The organism is Haloarchaeobius ordinarius, from assembly GCF_051801355.1.
In the GTDB taxonomy this organism is placed as follows: Archaea; Halobacteriota; Halobacteria; order Halobacteriales; family Natrialbaceae; genus Haloarchaeobius.
In genome coordinates, this window is the sequence record NZ_CP196560.1 from 343,057 (window position 1) to 366,174 (window position 23,118).

The 23,118-nt window shown below is 65.6% G+C and carries 20 protein-coding genes; 7 read left to right on the top strand and 13 right to left on the bottom strand.

Features of this window, described 5'->3' with window-relative positions:
- Positions 1-61 precede the first annotated feature (61 nt).
- Positions 62-1,318: a Glu-tRNA(Gln) amidotransferase subunit GatD gene (gatD, locus tag ACSC1R_RS01825; RefSeq protein WP_439027364.1), complete on the top strand. Its 1,257-nt coding sequence runs from the start codon at positions 62-64 to the stop codon at positions 1,316-1,318.
- On the top strand, positions 1,319-2,272 hold the full coding sequence (locus ACSC1R_RS01830; protein WP_439027365.1) for a GNAT family N-acetyltransferase: 954 nt from the start codon (positions 1,319-1,321) through the stop codon (positions 2,270-2,272).
- A gap of 521 nt (positions 2,273-2,793) precedes the next feature.
- Here the strand turns inward: ACSC1R_RS01830 and ACSC1R_RS01835 are convergent.
- From ACSC1R_RS01835 to ACSC1R_RS01845, 3 genes are read right to left on the bottom strand one after another with little or no spacing between them, the layout of a single operon-like run.
- Entirely contained in the window at positions 2,794-3,081 is a 288-nt protein-coding gene (locus ACSC1R_RS01835) for a ubiquitin-like small modifier protein 1 (RefSeq protein ID WP_439027366.1), read from the bottom strand.
- 20 nt (positions 3,082-3,101) lie between these two features.
- Entirely contained in the window at positions 3,102-4,301 is a 1,200-nt protein-coding gene (locus ACSC1R_RS01840) for a TrkA C-terminal domain-containing protein (protein ID WP_439027367.1), read from the bottom strand.
- The gene (locus ACSC1R_RS01845) at positions 4,301-5,557 is read right to left on the bottom strand and encodes a potassium channel family protein (RefSeq protein WP_439027368.1); all 1,257 of its coding nucleotides are present in this window, start codon (positions 5,555-5,557) and stop codon (positions 4,301-4,303) included. Before ACSC1R_RS01845 ends, ACSC1R_RS01840 begins: the two co-directional genes overlap by 1 nt.
- Positions 5,558-5,678: 121 nt before the next feature.
- On the opposite strand from ACSC1R_RS01845, the gene ACSC1R_RS01850 reads away from it, so the two are divergent.
- On the top strand, positions 5,679-6,890 hold the full coding sequence (locus tag ACSC1R_RS01850; protein WP_439027369.1) for an NAD-binding protein: 1,212 nt from the start codon (positions 5,679-5,681) through the stop codon (positions 6,888-6,890).
- Here the strand turns inward: ACSC1R_RS01850 and ACSC1R_RS01855 are convergent.
- Together ACSC1R_RS01855 and ACSC1R_RS01860 are read right to left on the bottom strand one after the other, a co-directional pair.
- Positions 6,887-7,291, bottom strand: a complete 405-nt coding sequence (locus tag ACSC1R_RS01855) for a DUF7522 family protein (RefSeq protein WP_439027370.1) — start codon at positions 7,289-7,291, stop codon at positions 6,887-6,889. The two genes, ACSC1R_RS01850 and ACSC1R_RS01855, sit on opposite strands and share 4 nt — an antisense overlap.
- Positions 7,292-7,354: 63 nt before the next feature.
- The gene (locus ACSC1R_RS01860; protein WP_439027371.1) at positions 7,355-8,863 is read right to left on the bottom strand and encodes an HPP family protein; all 1,509 of its coding nucleotides are present in this window, start codon (positions 8,861-8,863) and stop codon (positions 7,355-7,357) included.
- A 142-nt stretch (positions 8,864-9,005) separates the two neighbouring features.
- Between ACSC1R_RS01860 and ACSC1R_RS01865 the strand changes: the two genes are divergently transcribed.
- A complete protein-coding gene (locus ACSC1R_RS01865) occupies positions 9,006-9,740 on the top strand; it encodes a DUF547 domain-containing protein (RefSeq protein WP_439027372.1) in 735 nt (244 codons plus the stop codon).
- Between the two features lie 251 nt (positions 9,741-9,991).
- On the opposite strand, the gene ACSC1R_RS01870 is transcribed toward ACSC1R_RS01865, so the two are convergent.
- Together ACSC1R_RS01870 and ACSC1R_RS01875 are read right to left on the bottom strand one after the other, a co-directional pair.
- Positions 9,992-10,723 (bottom strand): nucleoside phosphorylase, encoded by a 732-nt coding sequence (locus tag ACSC1R_RS01870; RefSeq protein WP_439027373.1) that lies wholly within the window; start codon positions 10,721-10,723, stop codon positions 9,992-9,994.
- 55 nt (positions 10,724-10,778) lie between these two features.
- Entirely contained in the window at positions 10,779-11,216 is a 438-nt protein-coding gene (locus ACSC1R_RS01875) for a hypothetical protein (RefSeq protein ID WP_439027374.1), read from the bottom strand.
- A gap of 102 nt (positions 11,217-11,318) precedes the next feature.
- Here ACSC1R_RS01875 and ACSC1R_RS01880 point away from each other — a divergent pair, with 102 nt between their 5' ends.
- Positions 11,319-11,561, top strand: coding sequence for a hypothetical protein (locus ACSC1R_RS01880; RefSeq protein WP_439027375.1), 243 nt, complete (start codon positions 11,319-11,321; stop codon positions 11,559-11,561).
- A gap of 7 nt (positions 11,562-11,568) precedes the next feature.
- On the opposite strand, the gene ACSC1R_RS01885 is transcribed toward ACSC1R_RS01880, so the two are convergent.
- The 3 genes from ACSC1R_RS01885 to ACSC1R_RS01895 are packed head-to-tail and all read right to left on the bottom strand — an operon-like array spanning position 11,569 to position 14,341.
- The gene (locus tag ACSC1R_RS01885; protein WP_439027376.1) at positions 11,569-12,450 is read right to left on the bottom strand and encodes a carbohydrate kinase family protein; all 882 of its coding nucleotides are present in this window, start codon (positions 12,448-12,450) and stop codon (positions 11,569-11,571) included.
- A 1-nt stretch (position 12,451) separates the two neighbouring features.
- Positions 12,452-13,324, bottom strand: coding sequence for a DUF63 family protein (locus tag ACSC1R_RS01890; RefSeq protein ID WP_439027377.1), 873 nt, complete (start codon positions 13,322-13,324; stop codon positions 12,452-12,454).
- A 48-nt stretch (positions 13,325-13,372) separates the two neighbouring features.
- A complete protein-coding gene (locus tag ACSC1R_RS01895) occupies positions 13,373-14,341 on the bottom strand; it encodes a ribose 1,5-bisphosphate isomerase (RefSeq protein ID WP_439027378.1) in 969 nt (322 codons plus the stop codon).
- A gap of 105 nt (positions 14,342-14,446) precedes the next feature.
- Here ACSC1R_RS01895 and deoC point away from each other — a divergent pair, with 105 nt between their 5' ends.
- A complete protein-coding gene (gene deoC, locus ACSC1R_RS01900; protein WP_439027379.1) occupies positions 14,447-15,091 on the top strand; it encodes a deoxyribose-phosphate aldolase in 645 nt (214 codons plus the stop codon).
- Between the two features lie 40 nt (positions 15,092-15,131).
- On the opposite strand, the gene ACSC1R_RS01905 is transcribed toward deoC, so the two are convergent.
- Complete coding sequence (locus ACSC1R_RS01905) at positions 15,132-17,402, bottom strand: hypothetical protein (RefSeq protein ID WP_439027380.1); 2,271 nt, start codon at positions 17,400-17,402, stop codon at positions 15,132-15,134.
- Positions 17,403-17,657: 255 nt separating this feature from the next.
- Positions 17,658-19,583 carry a hypothetical protein gene (locus ACSC1R_RS01910; RefSeq protein ID WP_439027381.1) on the bottom strand — a complete coding sequence of 642 codons (1,926 nt, stop codon included), beginning with the start codon at positions 19,581-19,583 and terminating at the stop codon, positions 17,658-17,660.
- 270 nt (positions 19,584-19,853) lie between these two features.
- On the opposite strand from ACSC1R_RS01910, the gene ACSC1R_RS01915 reads away from it, so the two are divergent.
- On the top strand, positions 19,854-21,110 hold the full coding sequence (locus ACSC1R_RS01915; protein WP_439027382.1) for a tRNA (N(6)-L-threonylcarbamoyladenosine(37)-C(2))-methylthiotransferase: 1,257 nt from the start codon (positions 19,854-19,856) through the stop codon (positions 21,108-21,110).
- A gap of 928 nt (positions 21,111-22,038) precedes the next feature.
- Here ACSC1R_RS01915 and ACSC1R_RS01920 read toward each other — a convergent pair.
- The gene (locus ACSC1R_RS01920; protein WP_439027383.1) at positions 22,039-23,079 is read right to left on the bottom strand and encodes an ATP-binding protein; all 1,041 of its coding nucleotides are present in this window, start codon (positions 23,077-23,079) and stop codon (positions 22,039-22,041) included.
- Between the last annotated feature and the right edge of the window lie 39 nt (positions 23,080-23,118).

Genomic DNA, 23,118 nt, shown 5'->3' on the forward strand with positions numbered 1-23,118 from the left:
GCCGGACTCCAGCATGACCCAGAAGGATGCCTTTAGGTGCAGGCGTAGCGAAGCGCCTCGCATGAACCCAGGCGACCGCGTCCGCGTCACGCGGGCGGACAGCGAGTACGAGGGCGTCTTGCTCCCGTCGTCGACAGCCGCACAGCTGGTGGTCAAACTCGACGGTGGCTACAACGTCGGTATCGACCGCGACGAGAGCGACGTCGAGGTGCTGGAGTCGGACGTCTACCAGATAGAGGACGCACAGAAAGAAGGCAGCGATACTTCCGAAGTGGAGTTCGACCCCGACCTCCCCACCATCGCACTCATCTCGACCGGTGGCACCATCGCCTCCACCGTCGACTACCGAACCGGCGCGGTGACCGCCCAGTTCGACGCCGAGGACGTGCTCCGGGCGGTTCCGGACCTCGCGGGCCGGGCGAACTACCGCGGCCGCGTCGTCGCGAACATCCTCTCGGAGAACATGGAGGTTCCCATCTGGCAGGACCTCGCGGAAGCCGTCCACGAGGAGGTCGAGAACGGGGCCGACGGGGTCGTCGTCATGCACGGCACCGACACGATGCAGTACTCCGCGTCGGCGCTGTCGTTCATGCTCGACACGCCGGTCCCCATCGTCTTCACCGGCAGCCAGCGCTCGGCGGACCGCCCCTCCTCGGACAACGTGATGAACGCCGTGTGTGCCGTCGAGGCCGCGAAGGCCGACGCCGCCGAGGTCATGGTCTGCATGCACGGCTCCGAGAGCGACGACTACTGTGCGCTCCACCGCGGCACCCGCGTCCGCAAGAACCACACCTCACGCCGTGACGCTTTCCAGACTATCGGGGCGGAGCCGCTTGGCATCGTCGACTACGATTCCGAGACCGTCGAGTTCCACGGCGAGTACGACCCCCGCGGCGAGGCCGACCTCGCCATCTCCCCGGACCTCGAATCCGAGGTCGAACTCGTGAAGTTCACGCCCGGCATGGACCCCGCGTTCTTCGAGGCGTGCCGGGGGAAAGCTGGAGTCGTCATCGAGGGAACCGGCCTCGGTCACGTCCACACCGACTTCATCCCGACCATCGAGGAACTGGTCGAGGACGGCACCCACGTCGTCATGACCAGCCAGTGTCTCGAAGGGCGGGTCTGCGACCGCGTGTACGACACGGGGCGTGACCTGCTCGACGCGGGCGTCGTCGAAGGCGAGGACATGCTCCCCGCCGTCGCGAAAGTCAAGCTCATGTGGGCGCTGGCGAACCGCGACGACGCAGAAATCGCAAAGACCATGCGCGAACCGCTGGCCGGTGAGATAACCGAGCAGTCCCGACCCTGGAGCGCGTAGATGGTCGACGCCGCCGCCGAAGTCACCTACCGCCGCGCGACCCACGACGACTACGACGACGTGGTCGGGTTCACCGAGGACACGTGGGCCGACCGCGACGGGAGCGACTACATCCCGCGCATCTACCACGACTGGCTCGAAGAGGAGGACCAGTACGACCGGCAGTACACCTGCGTCGCCGAGGTCGACGGGCAGGTCGTCTCCATCGCCCAGACCGTCCTGCTCTCCGGGCGCGAAGCCTGGTGTCAGGGGATGCGCACCGACCCCGACTACCGCGGGCAGGCCATCGGCCTGGAGCTCACCCACGAGATGTGGGACTGGGCCCGCGAGCAGGGGGCCACCGTCGCCCGGAACATGGTGTTCTCGTGGAACACGATGGGGCTGGGCCACTCCCGCGGCGTCGGCTTCGGCCCCGCGACCGAGTTCCGCTGGATGCACCCCGACCCCGATTCGGCGGCGGAAGGTCCCCTCGACACGACCGACGACCCGAACGTCGCCTGGAACTACTGGACCGACTGCGACGCCCGCGACCACCTCCGGGGCCTCGGATTGGCCATGGACGAATCCTGGGCCGTCGTCGAGCTACGCCCCGAACTGTTCGAGCGCGCCGCCGAGAACCAGATGCTCGCCGCCGTAACGAGTGACTCGGGCGTTCGCGGCGTCACGTACCGGGTCCGGGACTACGAGCGCGAGAACGAGGAGGGCGAGCCGAAGACCTGGGCCGAGTACGGCGTCGCCGGCTGGGACGACCTCGACGCGGCCCGGGAGCTGGTGGCTGCTGTGAAGCGCGACGCCGCATCACTCGACGCCGACCACGTCCGGGTCCTCATCCCCGAGACCGTCGAGTACGTCTCCGATGCGTCGTTGCTTCGTGCGGGGATTTCTGACGAACCCGACTTCGTGATGGCCGCGGATTTGACGGCCGACTATCGCGGCCAGTTCGGCTCGCGGTAACGGGTCGTTCGCCTTCGATTTCTGTTGGTTTTCGGGTGGTCTCTGCGGATACTCGTGAGGCGTCGAGAACGGTGAACGTGACGGCGAGCAGTTCACTCCGCCGATAGCAATAGAACCGCACCACGGCCTCCCCAGCCGACTGCGGCCCTCGAGTCACTCCGCTTCGCTCCGTTTCGCTTCGGTCCTCATCCCTCGCGCGGCTCCGCCGACCAGCCGCACTGGCGTTCGGCGGTCCGCCAGCACGCGCCGACAGCGGACCACCCACCAGTCATCGATGCCGGGCGATTCACCAGGCGCGCGCCGAGTCCCGTGCTTTGCGCCAGCAAAGCCGGGAGTTGCAGGCGCGAGGGACGACCGGAGTGGAACGGAGGGAGTCGGCTGGGGAGGGCGAGGTGCGGTACTGTGCGGTCGCGGTCATCGCCCCCAGCGCGGGTCGACGAAGTCGGGTTCCCTGCCGGTTTCGAGCACGCAACAAACGGAACGGCGACAACCAGAAACCAGACAGCCAGACAGCCAGACCGCTACAACGCGCCGCCACTCACCGGCGGGAACAGCGCCAGTTCGTCGTCCTCAGTCACGGGTTCGTCCAGCCCGTCACCTTCCATCTGGACGTTCGAGCCGTTCTTCAGGATGTTTATCTGCGGGGCTACCTCCCCGTCGTCGTCGAGCACGCGCTCGCGGAGGCCGGGATGCGCCTCGAACAGCGCCTCTAGCGCCGTGCCGACGGTCGCATCGTCGCTCGCCACGTCGACGTCGGCCTCCTTCGTCCCGGCCACCTCCGCGAGGTCCGCGAACAGCTTCCAGTGCATACCGGAACTCACCGACGGAGTCACGAAAGCGTTTCTGCCTGCTGGTGCGGTCCCGTGTCGGCAGCCGCCCTCGCGGCGGTCTCGAAGGTCCGTAACTCGTCGGGCCGGGCGATGACGTAGACGGTAGTACCGGCCGGGAGCGGCGTGTTCCGCGAGGGGGTCGCGGTCACGGTCCCGTCGGAGCTGCGGATGGCGGCGACGGTCACGTCGAGCGCGCCGACGGTGAGGTCGGCCAGTGGTGAACCCTCGTCGATGGCGACCGCACCCATGGTCTCGTCGGCGACCCTGAGCAGGGAGGCGAACTCGCGGTCGGCGCTGGGTTCGGCCGGGAGCGTGACGAGGCGGTACTGGGTCGAATCCGAGAGCGCCTCGGCGTCGGTCTCGTCGACGGCGAGGGTGACCACGTCTCCTCTGGTGGCGCGAAGTTCACCCGTGGCACGGCGCTGGAGGCCGTCCTCGGTGTGTTCCCACACCTGCACGACGTCGCCCGGACTGGCAGCGTAGGCGGGGTCGGCCTCGATGGCGACGGCGACGGTGCCGGGCGCGAGCGTCGGCCCGAGACCGGCCGCTCGCGACCCCACCGCGAGGTAGGAGACGGTGCCGTCTTCGGCGACCTCGATGTCGACGTGGCCGACGCCGTAGTCGTCTTTGAGTCGAGAGACGATGCGGTCGCGCAACTCCGCGACGGTGATGCGCCGCGGGAAGACGAAGGTGGTCTCGGCGAGCGATTCCTTCGTCTTCGGGTCGACCGGGTCGTACCCGTCGATGTCCTCGACCTCGTCGGGCAGGGTCACGGTGACCGCGCGGCCGACCGCCCGGACGAGTTGGGACACTTCGCGGTCGAGTTTCGCGGCACCGGTGACCGCGAAGGCGTTGGCCGCGAACGCGTCGCCACCGCGACGACCGAGGTCGGCCCCGATACCGCTGACGAGGATGCTGATGACGGTCGTCGCCGCCGATATCGTGTCGATAGAAGTCGTACTCGCCAGGGTCTCCTCGGTGTTCAGGACGAGTGCGACGGCGCCGATACCGAGCAAGAGGGCGACTCCATCTGGGACCCCTTCGCGGGTGTACCACCGGTAGACGACCGCGACGAGGCCGCTGACTGCGGCGGCGAGCGCACCGAGGCTGAGAATCCGGAGGATGGCGACGAACAGCTGGCTGGCGGTGACGGTATCGGGCACGAAGATCTGCGTGGGAATCGCGAAAACGGCCGTCATCAGGCGACCACCTCCGAGAACGAATCGAGGGCTGGTCGACGGCCGACCGCGAACAGTTCGTCACCGGCCTGCAGGTCGGTCGACCCGCGCGGCGAGAACACCCACCGGCGGTTCTGCTCTGTCACGCCCTCGGCGGGTGGTTTTCGAATCGCCATGACTGCCACGTCGTAGCTGTCTCGAATGCTCGCCTCGCCGATGGTCTTGCCGTCGAGCGGGCCGCCGGTACGGACGGTCACCTTCCGGAACCGCTTGCCGGAGCGCCGGAGCAGCGAGACGAGTTCGAACTCGCGGCGGGTGCCACGCGACCGGACGGTGACACGGGCCCGGTCGACGCCAAGCAGGTCGGGCGCCGTGGGCCGGGGGACCGCGACCGTGAGTCGGCCTTCGCCGCCGGTCGTCGTCGGTGCGGTCGACGGGGTGTGAGCGGGCACCTCGTCGGTACCGCCGTCGGTCGCAGCGGTCGCGTCCGTCGGTTCCTCCGCTTTCGACGGTTTCGAGCCGCCGGAGTCGCCACTGAGGAGTCGCCCGTCGGTCCGGCCGATGTCGGTGTGCAACGTCACGTCGTCGCCACGAGCACAGCCCGTCGGCACCAGCGCCTGAACCGAGACGGCTCGTTTGCCGGTCGGGACACGTCGGGAGAGGCCGCTGGCGGGCGGCGCCGCCGTGATGCTCGCCCGGGCCCGCGAGTCGAGTGAAACCGCCGCGTCCGCGAGGTCGTACTCGGTCTTCAGGCGCTCGGTGAGTCGCGTCTCGAGTTCCGACAGCGGGAGGTCGGCGGGCAGCGCCCACGACCCCTCCGCGAGCGTCTCACGGAGGTCGGTGGGGAGCGGTGGATACCCTTCCATGTCACGAATCGGGCCCGTCGGCGTGATAGTCACCTTGCCGACGCCACCGACGAAGTCCACCACGTCCGCAGAGAGCGTTCGTTTTCGTAGCCGCGACAGGGAGAACCGCCGGGGCATCTCGGCACCGAGCTTGTCGCCCTGGCTGTGCGCCCACAGCGAGAGCATCATCACGACCACAGCAGCCGTGAGGATACGCGGTGAGCTCTTTACGCTCTCTTCGAGCAAGCCCATCAGCCCGCCGTTGATGCCAGCGATGGCCGTCGCGAGGACGACGACACCCAGTCCGGGTACCGTCACCCCGGTGAAGTACTTGAAGATGAAGCCGAGGCTGCCCGAGACGAGCGCCGGGATGATGCCCGCGAGCAGACCGAGATAGAGTCCGATGAGGATATCGGCCGGAAGTGACGCCATGGCGGACGCATCACTCGCCGACGATAAACCAGTATCGCCAAAGGCAACCCAAAATCGACGCTCACAGGCACATCCGGGATAGCGTTCTTTATCCGACAGCGCGAACGAGACACGATAGACAATGGTGTCGACGAGTCGGTTGTTCGGTGCCCGCGCTCCCGTCGCGCTGACGACAGCAGTCGCGCTGCTCTCCATCGCCACCGGTATCACCAACATGGCCGTCGAGACGACGCCGATATTCTTCGGGAGCTGGTTTCCGGCGTCGGTCCAGAAGACGGCGGGATTCACGGGGACACTCACGGGGTTCGTGATGCTGGTCGGCGCGTACGGCCTCCGGCGTGGCCTCCGGTCGTCGTGGTACCTCGCGCTGGTGCTCTTCCCGGTGACGGCCATCCAGGGCGTCGTCCAGGCGAGCAGGTTCTCGGTCCCCCTCATCGCGCTCTCGCTGGTGAGTATCCCGTTCCTGTTTCTCAACCGCCGCCGGTTCGACCGCGAGGTCGAACTCACCGCGACCCAGAAGGCTGCCGGCCTCGCTCTGGTCGGCGTCCAGTTCTACGGGACCATCGGCGGGTACGCCCTCCGTGACGAGTTCCCACGCATCGGCGAGGGGTCCCTCGGCCTGCTCGACGCCTTCTACTTCACCATCGTGACCGCGAGTACGGTCGGCTACGGCGACGTCACACCCGATAGCTTCCAGGGCGAACTGTTCGCCATCTCCGTGGTCGTCCTCGGGACGGCCAGTTTCGCGGTCGCACTCGGTGCACTGTTCTCACCAATCATCGAAGCACGGTTCGCACGCGCACTCGGTAGAATGACTGATACACAGCTCGAACTCCTCGAAAACCACGTCATCGTCCTCGGTTACGGTGACTTGACGGAACCGATTCTCGAAGAACTCACGGCCGGGAACGTCCCGTTCGTCGTCATCACGCCCGACCAGACGCGGGCCGCCGAACTCTCGGAACGCGGCATGAACGTCCTTACGGCCGACCCGAGCGACGAGGAACCGCTCCAGCGCGCTCAACTGAAGGACGCGACGGCTGTCGTCGCGGCCACGAACAACGACGCCGAGGACGCACTGGCCGTGCTGACGGCTCGCCAGCTCCGACCCGACGTTCGCATCGTCGCGGCCGCGACCGACACCGAGAACGCCGGAAAACTCCGGCGTGCGGGGGCAGACACCGTCATCAGCCCGGCGAGTATCGGCGGTCACCTCCTCGTGGAGTCGGCACTCAGCGGGAAGGACACCGAACGCATCGCCGACGAGATACTCGAGACGAAAGACGCAGACGACACCGACGACTCCGGGGCCGACGCGGCAACCGACTCCTAGGCTTCGAGCAGTTTCCGCACCGTCGTCGCCACGTCCTCGAAGGCGTCGATGTCCATCTCGTCGGTAGTGGCGATGACCCCGCGGCCACCGACGATGACCCGGCTGAGGTAGCCGCGGTCGAACACACGGATGGTGAGGCGGTACTGTCCGAGGGAACTGCCCACGTCGTCACGAGCGGCGAGCGTCCCGTACGTCTCCTGCGACGTGAACCCCATGCGTTCGTTCTCGACGATTTCGGCCTTGACCTCGCGGAGGTCCTCCTCGGCCTCGCGGAGGTCCTTGCGGATGTACACGACGTCCCAGTCGTCGGGCGTGAACACGATGACCGAGCGCAGGCTATCACCGAGTCCTGTTCGGCAGGCCGAGACGAGTTCCTCTTCGAGTGTGGTTGGCGTTTTCATGGTAATGGTACGCACCAGAGGGATATGAGCGCGACCCTGTCAGGTCCACGAGGCGACCGCCTGTCACGCCCCGCGGTGGACGATGGCCACGTCGCAGTCGATGTCGCGTATCTTCTCGAACGTCGGCGGCGCGATGAACCGTGAGGCCGCAGTCCGGTCGGTGCTCGCGCCGACGACGACGAGGTCGTACTGGGGCGCGTTCGCCGTGAGGAACCGTCGAATCGAGGAGTTCGAGACGCGCGTCTCGAACGTCGCGTCGAACGGGTCGACGAGGTCCAACAGCATCGACTCGGCCGTGCGGCGCTGGCTCTCGTGGTCGATACAGGTACAGACACTCAACTCGCCGGCACGACCGGTGACCCGCTGGGCGAAGTCGAGCATCGCGTGGGCGTTCTGTCCCGCACGGGCGACCGCCACCAGCGCCCGTCGCCAGCGGGTCCGCCCCGAACACGACCGGAACGCGATGACGTCCAGTGGGTCGTCGAACAGTTGTTTGACGAACGGGGAGAGACTGCCGTGTTCCTCCTCGTAGGGCGTGACGACGAGGTCGCAGTTCACCTCACGGGCGGTTCGAAGCGTGACTGTCGCGGGACTCCCCATCTCGGACGCGACGACGACCTCGCAGGGAACCCCAAGCTTCGTCCGGATGCGTCCGGCGAGCCGTTCGAGTCGCATCGCTGCCTGTCCGGCGACCTGTTCTTCGGCTTCGCTCTCGACCGTCGAATCGCCGTAGTCGGTCCCGGGGGCAGTGGCGACCGGTGCCGCCGCGTCGCGCTGCAAGATGGCGTCGGCAGCGGAGGCGATCTCCTCGTCGCTCACGATGTCGAGCAGGACCACCTTGCCGGCATCGTGCGCCCCGGCGATGCGGCCCGCGAACATCGCCGTCTCCTCGGCGGTCTCGCCGCGGACCGGGACCAGCACGTGGTCGTCTCCTTTCGTGGTCTGGTAGAGGTACCGGGCACGCTGCTGGTAGAAGTTGCGCTTCCACAGGTAGAACGTGCTGGCGACGATGCCCGACGCGACGAACACCGACCCGGCGTACTGGAGCAGGAACGTCCAGATGTGATTCGTGTCGGTGAACACCGGGGCGATGAGCGCGAGCAACGCGGTCGAGAACGCCGATGGCTGCTCGACGGTGAGCCCCCACGTCACCGCTCCCGTCAGGAAGACCGCGATGGCCGCCGTCACGGGCGAGATGTAGAACACGTCGCTCACGAGCGGATTCCGCAGGCTGGTGTGGACCGCGACGAAGATGGCCGTCGTGCCACAGAGCGCCCCCGCCGTGAGGCCGCCGACGAACGTCACCGGCGAGGAGTACTTCCCTTCCGGGTCGGCGAACAGCGAGTACGTCCCGGAGGCGAGTGGCGGGAACAACACGAACGGAAGCAGGTCCTCGGCGTTGGCGATGGCCGTCACGGCGGCGATGAGCAACGGGACGAACACGAGCACCGACAGGTGGACGAGGTTGCTGGTGTCCTCGACCCACCGTCGAAACTCCCGCCACTCGCGCCGTTCGGCACGGCGAAGACGGCTGACGATGGAATGATAGCGCGCCCGCAGGTCCTCGAACACGTCCACCGGTTCCCTCGCCACCCAGTAAAGCGGTTCGTTCGGTTCGCTCCCGGGTCGTCCCGTTCCCGCGACGAAACGAGGTTTCTTCCGGTTACCCCCTGGTTGCCTGCGGTTTATCCGGGTCGGGTCGCTAGGACTCCGCATGAGTACCCGAGAGGTCCCGGACCCGGTCGAACTCAGCGGTTCGTTCCTGCGTGCCGTCAAGAGAGGCGACGATGCAGCCGAGTACCGCCGCCGACTGGCGACGCTGGACCGCCGGGTCCTGCGCCAGCGCGTGGCCGACGACGACGCGAAGCGGGCGTTCTGGCTGAACGTCTACAACGGCTTCGCACAGACCTTGCTCCGGGAGGACCCCTCGCTGTGGGAGACACGCGCCATCCTGCCGACCCGCCCCATCTTCACCGACGACCTCGTGACCGTCGCCGGCCACGAACTGAGTCTCGACGACGTCGAACACGGCATCCTCCGGCGGTCGAAGACCACGTGGGGGCTCGGGTACGTCTCACGCCTGTGGGCCGGGTCGTTCGAACGCATGCACCGCGTCGACGAACTCGACCCCCGCATCCACTTCGCGCTGAACTGCGGGGCCGCCTCCTGTCCGCCAGTGGCGGCGTACACCGCCGCAGCCATCGACGACGAGTTGGCGGTAGCGACCGGGTCGTATCTGGGCACAGAGTGCGACTACGACCGGGAGGCGAACGTGGTTCGGGTCCCCAGACTGTTCTCGTGGTACCGCGGCGACTTCGGCGGGAAATCGGGGATTCTGGCGTTCTTACGGCGGTACGACGTGGTACCAGCCGACGCCAACCCGAAACTGGCGTACTCCGAGTACGACTGGTCGATGAAACTCGGGGCGTACACGGACCTGGACGCGTGAGTCGGGGGGCGGGTACGCGTGAATCGGGGGGCGGGTGCGTGATTTTCGGCAGGTGGCGTCTCTGTGAGTGGTGTTCGTGAGACCGGGCAGTCCACTCGCGCTGGTGGCGATGACCGCAGGGGGTCTCCGTTGCCACCAGCGCGAGTCAGAGACCCGTCGTCACCACCACCAGAACCAGTAGACTCGGTTCTCAGGACCACTGGACAGCGGACAAACGAGAACGCCCCCAGAACAGAAACACCGAAACTCGTCTATTCAGCCAGTTCGCGGACCGCTTCCAGCGAGATGTCGATGGCACGGCCGACGTTGTTCTTCGCCTTCTCCGGCAGTTCGTCGTCCTCGGTGTCGGTCCCCTTCTGGGTGCCGAGCACGAGGTTCCCGTCGACGGTACAGATAGCACCCGCGGCGAGGCCCTTGCGGCGGGCGAGCGTGAACACGGTCGCGGCCTCCATCTCGACGCTCAGGATGCCCGCGTCGTTCCAGTCTGTCACGTACTCGTCGGTCTCGGCGTAGTAGGCGTCGTCCGAAGCGATGGGACCGACGTGGATGTCCTCGTCGTTGGCCTCGGCACCGGCGACGAGTGCGTTCATCACGTCGAAGTCCGGGACTGCAGGGTACTCGACGGCCTCGTAGCGCTTCGAGGTGCCCTCGTTCTTGGCCGCGCCGGTCGCGACGATCATGTCGCCGATCTCGACGTCCTCCTGCAGCGCACCGGTCGTGCCGACGCGGATGAACGTCTCCACGCCGACGTTCGAGAGCTCCTCGACGGCGATGGCGGCGGAGGGACAGCCGATACCGGTCGAACAGATGGTCAGGTCGACGCCCTCGTAGGTGGCGTTGACGACCTTGTACTCGCGGTTCTCGGCGACGACCTCACTGTCGTCACAGTGGCCGGCGATGCGGTCGACGCGACCGGGGTCGCCCGGAATCAGCGCGATGTCGTTCACGTCGCCCTCGTCCACGAGGAGATGCGGTTGCGTCATGTGCGCGGATTCGCGCAAGCACAGCAAAAAAGGACCGTTCTCTCGGCGACCCGTCTCACTCCGGCAGCAAGAGCAACACCACCGCGGCGACGACCACGCCGTACACCACGGCGGAGAACAGCCACTGCTGGAACACTGCCTCGCGCCGGTCCGCATCGAACCCCGCTCGCGGCAGCACCAGAAAGCCGAAGAAATTGATGATGAAGACGGTCAGCACGGTCGTGGTGAGGATGACCGTCGACCAGAGCCCCAGCCGGGGTTCGAGGACGACCACGCCGACACCGAGGCCGACCCCGCCGAGGACGCCTGTCGCGTGGTGGACGACCTGCGCTGTGACCTGTGACACCTCGTCGATGGGCTGGCGGGTGAGCTTCGCGGCGGCGACGTAGGCGGGCGTGAACCCTTCCGGCATGAGGACCATCGGGAGGTCCATCGCGAGCGCGCCGACGAGACCGGCCAGCGTACAGACGAGCAACGTATCGACCGCGGACATGCGAGAATCGTTGGGTGACGGCGAGAAAAGTCATCTGGTCGGGGGACCTGTCGCCGCGATCCCGGCCGGAACCGTCTTCATGGTCACAAATCTACAGGTTCTATGCCAACTCCCGAAGACCGGGACCTCCGGGTAGCCGTGGTGAGGGCACTGTTCATCTGGATGTTGGCCACCGTCATCCACTACTATGGCCTGGTTGGTCTCCCAGCGGTGGGTCGTCGCGAATCGGTGACGCTCGTGTCTGCCATACAGTTCAGTGCGCTCTTCGTGATTGCCGTGTTCGTCGCCACCTCCCTCATCAAGTACTTCGACGTGGAGGGGTGGTGGAACTCGAACACGAGGTGAGCCACCGTCAGAACTGCTCGTCCAGGAACGCCTCGACCTCCCCGGTCGTCGGAGCAGCCCGCGCCCCCTCTTGTGCGGCCGTGATGGCCCCGCAGGCGTTGCCACGCTCCAGCGCCCGCTCGTAGTCGTCGGTCGTCAGTAACGCCGAGAGGAAGCCGGCGGCGAAGGCGTCGCCCGCGCCGGTGGTGTCGACCGGGTCGATGCCGAAGCCGGGGTGGTCGTAGCTCGCGTCAGGGGTGTGGACGACCGCACCCTCGGAACCGCGCTTGATGACGAGCGTGCGGTCCGCGAACGCGGACTCGGTGTACTCGTTCTCCAGGACGGTCTTCGCCTCCCTGTCGTTGAGGAAGACGATGTCCGACGCCGCGAGGGCGGCCGAGAAGTCGCGGTCGGCGAGACGGCGGCCCGGGTCGAAACTCACCGTGACGTCCGCCTCGGCGGCGACCTCGGCGATGTGGGCCGCGGTGTCCGGCCGCTGGCTGGTGAGGTGGACGTGGTCGGCGGCCCGGACCGCGTCGGGGTCGACGTCGGCGGGCGTGACTTCCTCGTTCGCGCCGTCGTTGCCGAGTACGGCGACCTCGCCGTTCTGGTCGACGAGGAGGTACTTGACCGTGGTCTCCGCGTCGTCGACGACGAGGAGCGAATCGAGGTCGACGGTCGCAGCCTCCAGTTCGCGACGGGCGAGCAGGCCGTGTTCGTCGTCGCCGACGCTCCCGAGCAACTCGGTCTCCACGTCGAGTTGCGAGAGCGCGACCGCGACGTTGGCGGCGCTCCCGCCGCCCGAGGCGTGCTGGGAGTCGATGCGGGATTCGCCGTCCGGTTCGGGGAGCCGGTCCACGCGGAGGGTCACGTCCCAGTTGACGTGGCCCGCGGTGAGCACGCGCACCATCTCAGAGCACCACCGGCAGCACCGACATGAAGGGCAGCCCCGAGACCGTTCCCTGACCGGAGACCGCGAACAGCACGAGGTTGTGGACGCCGGGGCCGAACCCGACTGCGGCCACGAACGTGAGCAAGAGGCGAGCCTGCCGTGGCTCCTCGTCGACGAACTCCTTGAACGCGACCACGATGACGAGCGCGAGGACGACCTTCACCACGACGAACAGCCAGCCGGCACCGATGAACTCGGCGGTCGGGAGGCGTGCACCGGCTTCGAGCACGTACCGCGAGAGCGCGACGCGTTCGCTGCTCCCGAGCACGTCGTAGCCGATTGCCGTCGTGATGCCGTCGAGGGCGTGGGCGAAGACCACGAACGCGCCGGTCTTGCCGACGTGGGCCGCGACTTCAGTGTACTTCAGGCTGAACAACAGCCAGGCGACTGCCGCGACGATGCCTGCGACGACGCCCCCGATGACCGACCAGAACGGGGTGAACTCGCCCGCGTTGAGCGAGAGGAGGACGGCGAAGATGAGAAACATGACCGCGAAACCGGTCCCCGCCGTGCCGACGGCGCGGTCGACGTGGAAGTTGTTCCGGATGGCCGCCAGGAACGTCATCAGTATCCAGACGAGGCCGGTGAAGGTCGCGACCGTGACGTAGACCGTTATCGTGCCGAACAGGGGTGCGATAGCTTCGGGGTAGGCATCGAGCTGGTAGAGGACGTGGAGGACCGCTCCAGTCATCATCCACGGGGCGAACCCGATCGCCGTCCAGTCGGTGACCGGTGGGTGGACGACCCAGGTCAACGCGGCCACCCCGAGGAACGCAAGCACCAGTGGGACGAGATAGACGAGTGGGGGGAGTTCTGCCCCTACAGGTAACATGTCCGATATCGTGAGGGCGAACAGAAAGAAGGTTCCGGTACTGCGAGCCTACTGGGCCTCCCAGGGCCGATTGGTCTCAGAGCCGAATAGTTCGCGCATCAACACGACGATGCTCTCGGGCGGAAACTGTCCCCGTTCGGTGACGATGGCGTCGACGAACCGTGGCGGGGTCACGTCGAACGCCGGGTTCACCACGTCGAAGCCGTCCGGGTCGCCCTGTATCTCGGCACGCTCCTCGTCGGAGATGACCTCCGTCTCGTCGCGCATCTCTATCTCGACGGTGTGTCCGGTCAGGGTGTCCGGGTGGAGTTTGAGCGTCTGGGCGGCGACCATGACGGGCGTCCCGCGGTCGCGGGCATTCACCGCCAGTCCGGACGTGCCGATCTTGTTGATGACGCTCCCGTCCGCGGCGATGGAGTCTGCACCCACGAGAACGTGGTCCACGTCGTTGAGGTAGCGCCGCGCCGCGCTGTCGACGACGAGCGTGACCGGTACGCCCCACTCGCGGAGCTGGGCGGCGGTGATGTGCCCCTGGTTGCGGGGGCGGGTCTCCTTGACGATGGCCTCGATGTGCTTGCCCTGGTCGAGGGCGGCTTTCACGCACGAGAGGGCGTCGGTCGAGTGACAGTGCGTCATCACTGTGTCGCCGTCTCGAAGGCGGTTCGCTCCGATTTCGCCCAGTCTGTCCTGGGCCTGGTCGAGGTCACGCTGGAACGACGACGCGCTGTCGAGCACGGACTGGCGGAGGTCCGCGACGGTCTCCCCCTTCACGTCCGCCATCACGAACCGGAGGGCGTTGGGCAGGCTGACCGCGGTCGGCCGGGTCTCGTAGAGGACTCTCGCGGCCTCTCGCAGTTCCGCACGGAGTGCCTCCGGCGTGTCCGCGTCGCTCTCTTCGGCCTGTGTCGCGAGCGCACCCGCGGCGGCGTCGGCGATGGTCGCCGCCCCGCGAATCTCCATGGTCGCGATGTCGTCGGCCGTCTCGGCCACGTCGGGGTGGACGGTGGGGGAACTCATACCTACACCTCTATCCGGAGCGAACAAAAAGTGCCCGACAGTGCCCACGCCCCCGCGCCGCCCGAGAACACGCCGTATTTTATCCCGGCGCGACAACACCGGGCCATGAACCGTCAGGAACTCGCCGCGAGCATCGACCACACCGTCCTCGGACCGGAGACCACCCTCGACGACGTTCGGGACGTCCTCGACGCCGCCGCCGAGTACGGCATGAACGCCTGTATCCCGCCGTGTTACGTCGCCGAAGCCGCCGAGTACGCACCCGACGTGACGTTGGCGACCGTCGTCGGCTTCCCTCACGGGCAACACGTTCCCCGGATAAAGCGCGAAGAGGGAGTCCAGGCGTGGGACGATGGGGCGGACGAACTGGACGTGGTCATCAACGTCGGCCGGCTCAAGGCGGGTGACACCGAGACTGTCCAGGCGGAACTCGCAGACCTCGTCGCCGCGGTCCCCATCCCGGTGAAGGTCATCATCGAGACGGCCCTGCTCACCGACGAGGAGAAACACGCCGCCTGCGCGGCCGCGGCGGAAGCCGACGCCGACATGGTGAAGACCTCGACCGGGTTCGCCGACGGCGGTGCCGAGGTCGACGACGTCGAACTCATGAGCGAGTACCTCCCCGTCAAGGCGAGCGGCGGCGTCGGGTCGTGGGCCGACGCGAAGGCGATGTTCGACGCCGGGGCTGTCCGAATCGGCGCGTCGAGTGGCGTCGCTATCGTCGAGGATTACGTCGAGAACGTCGAGTAAAGCCGAAAAAACGGGCGGGTCGAAGGAATTCGTCCCGTACTCAGAACCGGTGTCTGCGAGCCAGGAGCGCCGCACCGAGGAGTGCGACCACTCCGAGGCCCGAGACGCCCGCCGCGATAGGTTCGGGCTCTTTCTCTTCACCCGCTATCGGTTCGTCGTCCGCCATCGGTTTCTCCTCACCGGCCACCGGCTCCTCTTCTGCAATCGGCTCTTCACCAGCCACCGGCTCCTCTTCTGCAATCGGCTCTTCACCAGCCACCGGCTCCTCTTCAGCAATCGGCTCTTCACCAGCCACCGGCTCCTCTTCTGCAATCGGCTCTTCACCAGCCACCGGCTCCTCTTCGGCCTGTTCTTCCTCCTCACTGAGTTCGAGGTACGCGCCGATCTCGGTCGCGTCCATCTCGGGGAAGGTGGTGGTCTCGGGGTCCCACTCGGTCGGCATGTGGACGACGGTTTCTGCACCGACTTCGGTAAGCTGTTGCACCTCGTCGATGGTCGGGTTCGCCATCGTCGCGCCGCTCACCTTGACGTAGGTGGTGGTCTCACCGGCGTCGGCCCTGGTGTAGAGCTGCTCGACGTGGAGTCCATCGAACTCCTCGTCGATGAGTTCACCGAGCGCCTCCAGATTCGCGAACTTCGCGGCTGCCTGGATGGTGACAGTTCCCTCTTGCATGTTCACGTCCAGCTTGGCCTTCTCGAACTCACCCTGCTCGAGGGCCTCGACGATCTTGGCCGTGTGCGGGTCCATACCGTCGTCCGCACTGTCGGCGCTCTGTTCGAGGAGCTGTTGCATCGCCATGTCGACGAGGTCACTCTGGCTCACCGTCACGGCGACGTCGGTCGAGAGGACGCCGTCTTCGGTCCCGGCGTGTATCTCCACGCTGGACGTCCCGACGTCGATACCACGGGTGTCGAGTTCGGACACGAACGACTCCCAGTTCTCGTGGTCGACGTTCATCACGAGCTGGAGTCTGGTCATCTGCTCGTCGGCTTCGGCGTTCGAAACCAGGGCACCCCAGTCGACGGTCATCGTCAGGTCGGCCGCCTGCTTGGCCTCGAGTTTCGCTCTGGCCGTCTCGATGAGCGCGTCGTCCTCGCCGGCGAGAGCCGCGATTTCGATGTTCGCGGTCATGAGTTCGTCGAGCTCGTCGAGCTGGACGTTCCAGGCGAACGCGGTCGCCGTGTCGGTCTTCTCGAAGAGGACCGTCATGTCGGTCAGTTTCACGGCGCTGATGCGCTCGGCGATCTGTGCACGTTGTTCCTCGGTGAGTTCGATGTCCTGCTTGGCGGCCATGGCGTCTGCGAGCTTCTCGGACAGGGCTGCCTGGATGCCATCGAACGTGACGGTGTAGGAGACAGTGAGCCGACCGGTCTCTGCGTCGAACTCGTGCTCGTCGACCGTGACGGTCGCCTCACCTTCGAGGTTCTCAGCGATAGTGCTGAACGTGTCGAGTAACGTTTGCTCGGCCGCCTCGCTGGTCTTCCAGCTATCCGCCGTGAACTCGTCGACGACGGTAGACTGGTAGCCAGTGAGGACGAAACTGTCGTCCTCCTCGGTCAGCGAAATCTGGAAGAACTCGCCCTCGACAGTTTTTGCGGTGGAGTCGGATTCGGCGGCGGTGTCGGATTCGGCGGACACCTCAGCGTCCGCCGTGTTCGTCTCGTCCGCCGTCGACTCTGGGAGCGAGCCCACGAACACGTACCCCTGGCTCGTGAGCGAAGACCCGATGGTGATGACACCCTCGGTCGCCACGATTTCGTCGGGTGACGTCGTGGATACGTCCTCGGTCAGCGACTCGGGCACCTCGTTCATGGTTTCGGGCGCCGTCTCGGTCGTCTCGGACGTGTCGTCGGTCGTCTCTGCAGCCTGTTTGAAGGTCGCGTCGACCGAGAGCGAGCCAGTGCTGGCCGTCTCGTTGGTCGACGTGCTGACGTCGAACGTCAGGTCTTCGATGGACTCGGGCGTCGGAATCGCGAGTGCGCCATTCGCGTCCACCATGTCAGGAGTGAGTACGACCGTCCCCTGACCGCTCGCCTCGGGGTCGATGCTGTCGGTCAAGAAGATGGCCGCGAGGCCGTTCGTAACGTCCAGTGCGGCGTGTCCGGACGCGGTCGATTCCTCGTGTTCACCGCGATAGACGAGGATTGCGTCCCCGTTCTCGAACACGAATATCTCGTCGGCCGCCTCGACCGACGATTCGTCCATGTCTGCGCTCGTCGCGGTCCCGAACGCCGCCCCCGCGACGCCCGCGCTCGTGACGAGCATGAGTGTGACAGCGACGACGAGTGCTGTCCTGGTATTGGAAGGCATTACGAGTACCCTTGGGCGCTCGGTTCGATAAGACTCTCGTATAATCTGACACTATTTGGGAGTCTCCAATCAGGTGAGTCTGTAGAAACAAACACGGAGACTAAGCCGACCTAACCGAGTGTTCGAGAATCGACGTTTCTCTCTACCGACGGGAACGTGGCAGAAAAATTATGGCGTTGTTTCTTGGCGGCAATCGAACCGACGCGTATCGACGCCAAACGGGTGGAGGACAGTTCGCGGTGGTCGGTGCGGTGGCTAGTCGCGCACCCGAAGCGCGACGAGGCTCAGACCGAGGACGGCGACGATTGCAGTGCCGACACCGAAGCCGGGCATGCTACCGAGTATACCGCCGTTGCCCTCGTTCACACCGATGTAGTTCCGGACCTCGTCGTGGTCCATCTCGGGGAACGACTTCTCGTCGGGGTTCCAGTCGCCGGGCATGTGGACGGTCGTCTCGCTGTCCACCACCGCGAGCGACCGGACGTCGGACTCACTCGCACCCTCGGACACCGCGCCCTTCAGGCGGACGTAGGTCTTCCCGTCGCTGCCAGCGTTCCCGTAGGCGCTCACGACGTTGATGTCGCCGTACTGCTCTTCCATCAGGTCCTCGAACGCCGAGAGGTTGTCGAACGAGGCACCGGCCTCGAGCGAGACGGTTCCCTCGTCCATCGAGACGTCCATCTTGGCCTTCTCGAAGCCCGAGCGCTTGAACGCCTCCAGCATCCGTCTGGCCTGCGGGTCCATCTGGGACCCCTGTGCCGACTGGACGATACCGTCGATGGCACTGTCGAGGAAGTCCTGCTGTTTCAGCTCGGCGGACATCGTCGTCTCGAGTTCGCCGTCGTTCGTCTCGGCGTGAACTTCGGCGGTCATCGAGCCGAGCGACTGGTCGGTCCGCGACTCGATTTCGGAGACGTACGCGCCCCAGTTCTCCGTCTCGTAGTTCCCGTCGAACTGGACGCGGACGGTCTGTTCGTCAGGCGTGGACAGGCTGCCGCTCCAGGTGACCGTCTGCTGGAAGTCGGCCGCCTGCTGTGCCTCGAACGCGGCGCGAGCCTGCTCGATGGCCTCTTCGTCTTGCATCTCGGAGGCGGCGGCGAGGTCGAGCATCGCCTTCACCGGTTCGTCGTACTCGTCGAGCTGGACGTCCCAGGACGCCTTCGCGTTGGTGTCGGTGACGTCGACCGTCGCGGACACTTTCGTCACTTCGAGCTTCTGGATACGCTGGGCCAGCTCCTCGGCCTCACTCTGGGAGAGGTCGAGTTGCTGGGAGGAGGCGATGACCTGCGCGAGCTGGCTCGAGAGTGCCTCGTCGACGCCGTTCAGCTGGACCGTGTACGAGATGTCCAGGCGATTGTTCGCGGAGTCGAACGAGTACGAGTCGACGGTGACCGAGACCTCCCCACCGAGCTGGCGGGTGAGGGTACCGAACTGCGACTGGAGCTGTTGTTTCGCCTTCGCGCGCGTGCTCCAGCTGTCAGCGACGTACTGGCCGACCTCGTAGTTCTGGGTGGCGGTCACGGTGTAGCCACCGTCGGTCTCACGGAACGTGAACTCGTGGTGCTGGTTCGCGAGCGTGCTGGGTTTCTGCTCGAACGCGACGTCGACCGACCCGCTCGTCGTGAAGCTGTTCGCAGTGGTGGTCATCGTCCCTTCGGTGGAGACGGATTCCAGCATGGACGCGCTCTGGCCGAGCGACCCGGACTGACTGGAGAAGGTCCCGTCGAAGGTGGCCGACGCCGTCGCGTCGTCCGCGGTCTGCGTGACCGAGGCATCGAAGGTGAGGTCCTGGACGGCATCGGGCGTCGGCATCTGGAACGAGCCGTCACCGGACATCGACTCCGGCTGCAGGACGAACGACCCCTCACCAGTCACGTTGGACTGGGTCGGCGTCTGGTCCTCGACGAGGACGTGCATCAGTCCCTGTGAGAGGTCGACACCGTAGTGCCCGGTCGTGGAGGACTGCCCACCGGTGTCGTAGACGAGAACGGCGTCACCGTTCTCTTTCACGTAGATTTCGTCTGCCGGTTCGAGGGAATCGTCTTGGGTGAGTGCCCCGACGTTCGCAGCCGAGGCCTCACCAGCGGGGGACGCTCCCACCGTCATCACACTGCCGACGGCGCTCCCGAGGAGCAGTGCGGTGACAGCGAGAACGAGCGCTGTCTGTTTCTTCGAACGCATTCAGGCGGGTATCTTCTAGCCAACCTTATAATTCCCCCGTTTCAAGTGGCATCGGAATTATATATACTCGGTAATTACGTGTGTGGCGGAGTCCGGCGGAGACGGGCGAATCACGCCACGGACGCGGAGATCTCGGCTGAGTTGCCGCGGCGGAGCACTCGTATCGTGAACAAGTGCCACACTGATTATACGAGTTCCAGACCGCACAGACACGTCTCACCGACGCGCTTTCGTGGCGCTTTTGCCCGCGCACCGGCAAAGACCGATAGCATGGCCCGGTATCACATCGAAACGTACGGCTGTACCTCCAACCGCGGGGAGAGCCGGCAGATCGAGTCGGCGCTCCGGGACGCCGGCCACTACCGCGTGGACGGCCCCGGAGCCGCCGACGTCGCCATCATGAACAGCTGTACCGTCGTCGAGAAGACGGAGCGCAACATGCTCCGCCGGGCCAAAGAACTCGAAGCCGAGACCGCCGACCTCATCATCACTGGCTGTATGGCGCTCGCACAGGGTGAGGAGTTCGCGAACGAGGACATCGACGCCCAGATTCTCCACTGGGACGACGTCCCGCAGGCCGTGACCAACGGCGAGTGCCCGACCCCCGGCCCCGGCGTCGAGCCCGTCCTGGATGGGGTCGTCGGCATCCTCCCCATCGCCCGTGGCTGTATGAGCGACTGCTCGTACTGCATCACGAAGCACGCCACCGGAAAGATCGACAGTCCGCCCGTCGAGGAGAACGTCGAGAAGGCTCGCGCGCTCGTCCACGCGGGCGCAAAGGAGATACGTATCACCGGGCAGGACACCGGCGTCTACGGCTGGGAACAGGGCGAACGCAAGCTCCACGTGCTGCTCGACCGCATCTGCTCGGAGATAGCGGGTGACTTCCGCGTGCGCGTGGGCATGGCGAACCCGAAGGGTGTCCACGGCATCCGCGACGAACTCGCCGCCGTGTTCGCGAAGCACGACGAACTGTACAACTTCCTGCACGCGCCGGTCCAGTCCGGCTCGAACGACGTGCTGGGCGACATGCGCCGCCAGCACCAGGTCTCGGAGTACGTCGAAGTGGTCGAGGCGTTCGACGACGCGCTCGACTACTGGACGCTGAGCACGGACTTCATCGTCGGCTTCCCCACCGAGACCGACGAGGACCACGCCCAGAGCCTCGCCCTCCTGCGCGAGACCCGCCCCGAGAAGATAAACGTCACTCGCTTCTCGAAGCGCCCCGGCACCGATGCCGCCGACATGAAGGGCCTCGGCGGCACCCTGAAGAAGGAACGGTCGAAGGAGATGTCCGAACTGAAGATGCACGTCGTCGGTGAGGCATACGAGGCGATGGTCGGGCAGACGATGGAGGACGTACTGGTCGTCGAGGAAGGGACCGCCGACTCGGTGAAGTGTCGCGACGCCGCCTACCGACAGATAATCGTCCAGAACGCCTCCGAGTACGGCCTCGAACCCGGCGACTTCGTGGACCTCGAAGTGACGGGACAGAACACGGTGTACGCGTTCGGTGAGCCTGTATAACCCCGGTCCTGTCGTCCCTCTCTGCGACTGTGCCACTCACTACTGACTCGGGACAGAACTCGACTGCTCCAGTGACGAAAACAGAAAATCGCCCCACTGCCGATTATCGGGACCGGCTAGTTCTCCCTCTCTGCCCACTGCGACTACGACGGGGTGAACTGTAATAGGTTCCATCAGGTGCCTTGACGACCGGACAGCCCGCTTTTGCTGGATTTCCGGGCTGGTATTTACAGACATCCCTAGAGTCCGGCACTGTGTCTCCGTCGGAGTCACCGAAGCTCGGTTGTGGGCAGCCTCCGTTACTGCGGAGACCCCACTCTGCCGGACAGTTGTCTCTCGAGTCCGGAAGCGTATCCTGGTCCATGTCTTCCGTATCGGGGTCGTAGGAGTCGTCGCCGGAGCCACCGTACTCGTCGATCCGACACCACAAGTCGCCTCTCCTGTCCCTGAAACACTGACTGTACTGGCCGCGTCCGAACGTACGACCCCCGCCACGTCCTCGACCTTGCTGGCCCCAGTTTCGTGGTTGATTCGACACCTCCCGCGTTCCGGTGTCGGCCGCCACAGTTGCGACTATGTGAAAGTTGACAATTCCTGCAGTGCAATACCGCAAGAATCTCCTTCGGCTAGCACTTTTCGGTTTCATTCGATTTCCCTCTCTTTGCACATATCACTAGGTCCGCCTCGGGCAAGTAGTCGCGCTAATCAGGGGGAACCGAGACACCACCAAGTTAATTCCCGTAACGAAATTTCGTGGTGCGTGTGAGCTTCCGAATCGTGAGCACGGTACCCTGACGTTAGGAAGTTTCCAACACGACGTGAGCGGACCGAAGGAGACGAGAACGTATCTGATCGCGGGTAGTATCGAGGAGTTCCCAGTCAGAACACGGTGTACGCGTTCGGGACGCCGGTCTGAACCCGGGCACGGTCAGTCAGACACCTGCCACTGGGGCAGGACCAGCCCGACCGAGCTCCCCCGCGCCTCGTTCTCCTCGATGACCAGCTGACCACCCAGTGATTCGACACACCACTTCGCGACCCACAACCCGAGACCCGAGCCGTGCTGGAGGCTGGTGATGTCCTTCTGTTCCGAGAGTACGTCGAGTTCGACCTGTGGGATTCCCGGCCCATCGTCGGCCACCACGAGCCGAACCTGGTTCGGAGCGTAGTCCTCCTCGACACTGATTTTCACGTGGGGCGACGGCTGGTCGTTGTGGACGACGGCGTTGTCGACCACGTTCTCGATGGCGTTCCGGAGGCCCTCGTCCCCGACGACGACGGTGTCTGCTGGCGAGACATCGAAGACAGCGTCGGGATGCACCGTCTGGAAGTCGTCGACGAGGTCGGCGAGCAACGCACCGAGGTCGACCGGCCCCCGGTCCGTGGCGTCACGACCCGCGATCGCCTGCAGTTCCTCGACCGAGTCACTCAAATCGGCGACCGTCTCCGCAGTGTCGTGGATTATCTCTGCCTTTCGTTCGAGTTCGTCGCGGTCGACCGCGTCGACGAGCTGGTCGGCGTATCCGAGGACGATAGTCATCTCGTTGCGCAGGTTGTGCCGAAGCACGCGATAGAGGATGCGGAGGCGGCGTTCACGCTCTTTGTACTCGGTGATGTCACGGACGACCGCCAGCACGAGGTCGCTGCCCTCGATGGTCGTCCGGCGGAGGGTGACGTTGACCCACAGCAACTCGCCGGTTGCGACCCTGACGTACCACTTGAAGGACTGCTCTTCGCCTGCGGCCGCCCGTCGAATTCGGTGTTCCGCCTCTGCCTGGGTGTAGTCGAACGAATCCGCGGTGAAGTCCCCGACGTCCATCGAGCGGAATTCGTCGGCCGAGTACCGGTAGAGGTCGACCAGACCCTGATTGACATCGAGTATCTCTCCGGTCTCAGGGTCGTGCAGGATGATTCCCTGTTCGAGGTCGTCGAAGGCTTCGGGCATAACCCGAGAACTGCGCTCGGACATATGCCACCCCACTACTGCATGCTATACAAAGGTGTACCC

What these genes read in the sequence shown, in the direction of transcription:
- gatD (WP_439027364.1), top strand. Translation starts at nt 62, where the DNA reads ATGAACCCAGGCGACCGCGTCCGCGTCACGCGGGCGGACAGCGAGTAC.
- ACSC1R_RS01830 (WP_439027365.1), top strand. Translation starts at nt 1,319, where the DNA reads ATGGTCGACGCCGCCGCCGAAGTCACCTACCGCCGCGCGACCCACGAC.
- ACSC1R_RS01835 (WP_439027366.1), bottom strand. Translation starts at nt 3,081, where the DNA reads ATGCACTGGAAGCTGTTCGCGGACCTCGCGGAGGTGGCCGGGACGAAG.
- ACSC1R_RS01840 (WP_439027367.1), bottom strand. Translation starts at nt 4,301, where the DNA reads ATGACGGCCGTTTTCGCGATTCCCACGCAGATCTTCGTGCCCGATACC.
- ACSC1R_RS01845 (WP_439027368.1), bottom strand. Translation starts at nt 5,557, where the DNA reads ATGGCGTCACTTCCGGCCGATATCCTCATCGGACTCTATCTCGGTCTG.
- ACSC1R_RS01850 (WP_439027369.1), top strand. Translation starts at nt 5,679, where the DNA reads ATGGTGTCGACGAGTCGGTTGTTCGGTGCCCGCGCTCCCGTCGCGCTG.
- ACSC1R_RS01855 (WP_439027370.1), bottom strand. Translation starts at nt 7,291, where the DNA reads ATGAAAACGCCAACCACACTCGAAGAGGAACTCGTCTCGGCCTGCCGA.
- ACSC1R_RS01865 (WP_439027372.1), top strand. Translation starts at nt 9,006, where the DNA reads ATGAGTACCCGAGAGGTCCCGGACCCGGTCGAACTCAGCGGTTCGTTC.
- ACSC1R_RS01870 (WP_439027373.1), bottom strand. Translation starts at nt 10,723, where the DNA reads ATGACGCAACCGCATCTCCTCGTGGACGAGGGCGACGTGAACGACATC.
- ACSC1R_RS01875 (WP_439027374.1), bottom strand. Translation starts at nt 11,216, where the DNA reads ATGTCCGCGGTCGATACGTTGCTCGTCTGTACGCTGGCCGGTCTCGTC.
- ACSC1R_RS01880 (WP_439027375.1), top strand. Translation starts at nt 11,319, where the DNA reads ATGCCAACTCCCGAAGACCGGGACCTCCGGGTAGCCGTGGTGAGGGCA.
- ACSC1R_RS01885 (WP_439027376.1), bottom strand. Translation starts at nt 12,450, where the DNA reads ATGGTGCGCGTGCTCACCGCGGGCCACGTCAACTGGGACGTGACCCTC.
- ACSC1R_RS01890 (WP_439027377.1), bottom strand. Translation starts at nt 13,324, where the DNA reads ATGTTACCTGTAGGGGCAGAACTCCCCCCACTCGTCTATCTCGTCCCA.
- ACSC1R_RS01895 (WP_439027378.1), bottom strand. Translation starts at nt 14,341, where the DNA reads ATGAGTTCCCCCACCGTCCACCCCGACGTGGCCGAGACGGCCGACGAC.
- deoC (WP_439027379.1), top strand. Translation starts at nt 14,447, where the DNA reads ATGAACCGTCAGGAACTCGCCGCGAGCATCGACCACACCGTCCTCGGA.
- ACSC1R_RS01905 (WP_439027380.1), bottom strand. Translation starts at nt 17,402, where the DNA reads ATGCCTTCCAATACCAGGACAGCACTCGTCGTCGCTGTCACACTCATG.
- ACSC1R_RS01910 (WP_439027381.1), bottom strand. Translation starts at nt 19,583, where the DNA reads ATGCGTTCGAAGAAACAGACAGCGCTCGTTCTCGCTGTCACCGCACTG.
- ACSC1R_RS01915 (WP_439027382.1), top strand. Translation starts at nt 19,854, where the DNA reads ATGGCCCGGTATCACATCGAAACGTACGGCTGTACCTCCAACCGCGGG.
- ACSC1R_RS01920 (WP_439027383.1), bottom strand. Translation starts at nt 23,079, where the DNA reads ATGTCCGAGCGCAGTTCTCGGGTTATGCCCGAAGCCTTCGACGACCTC.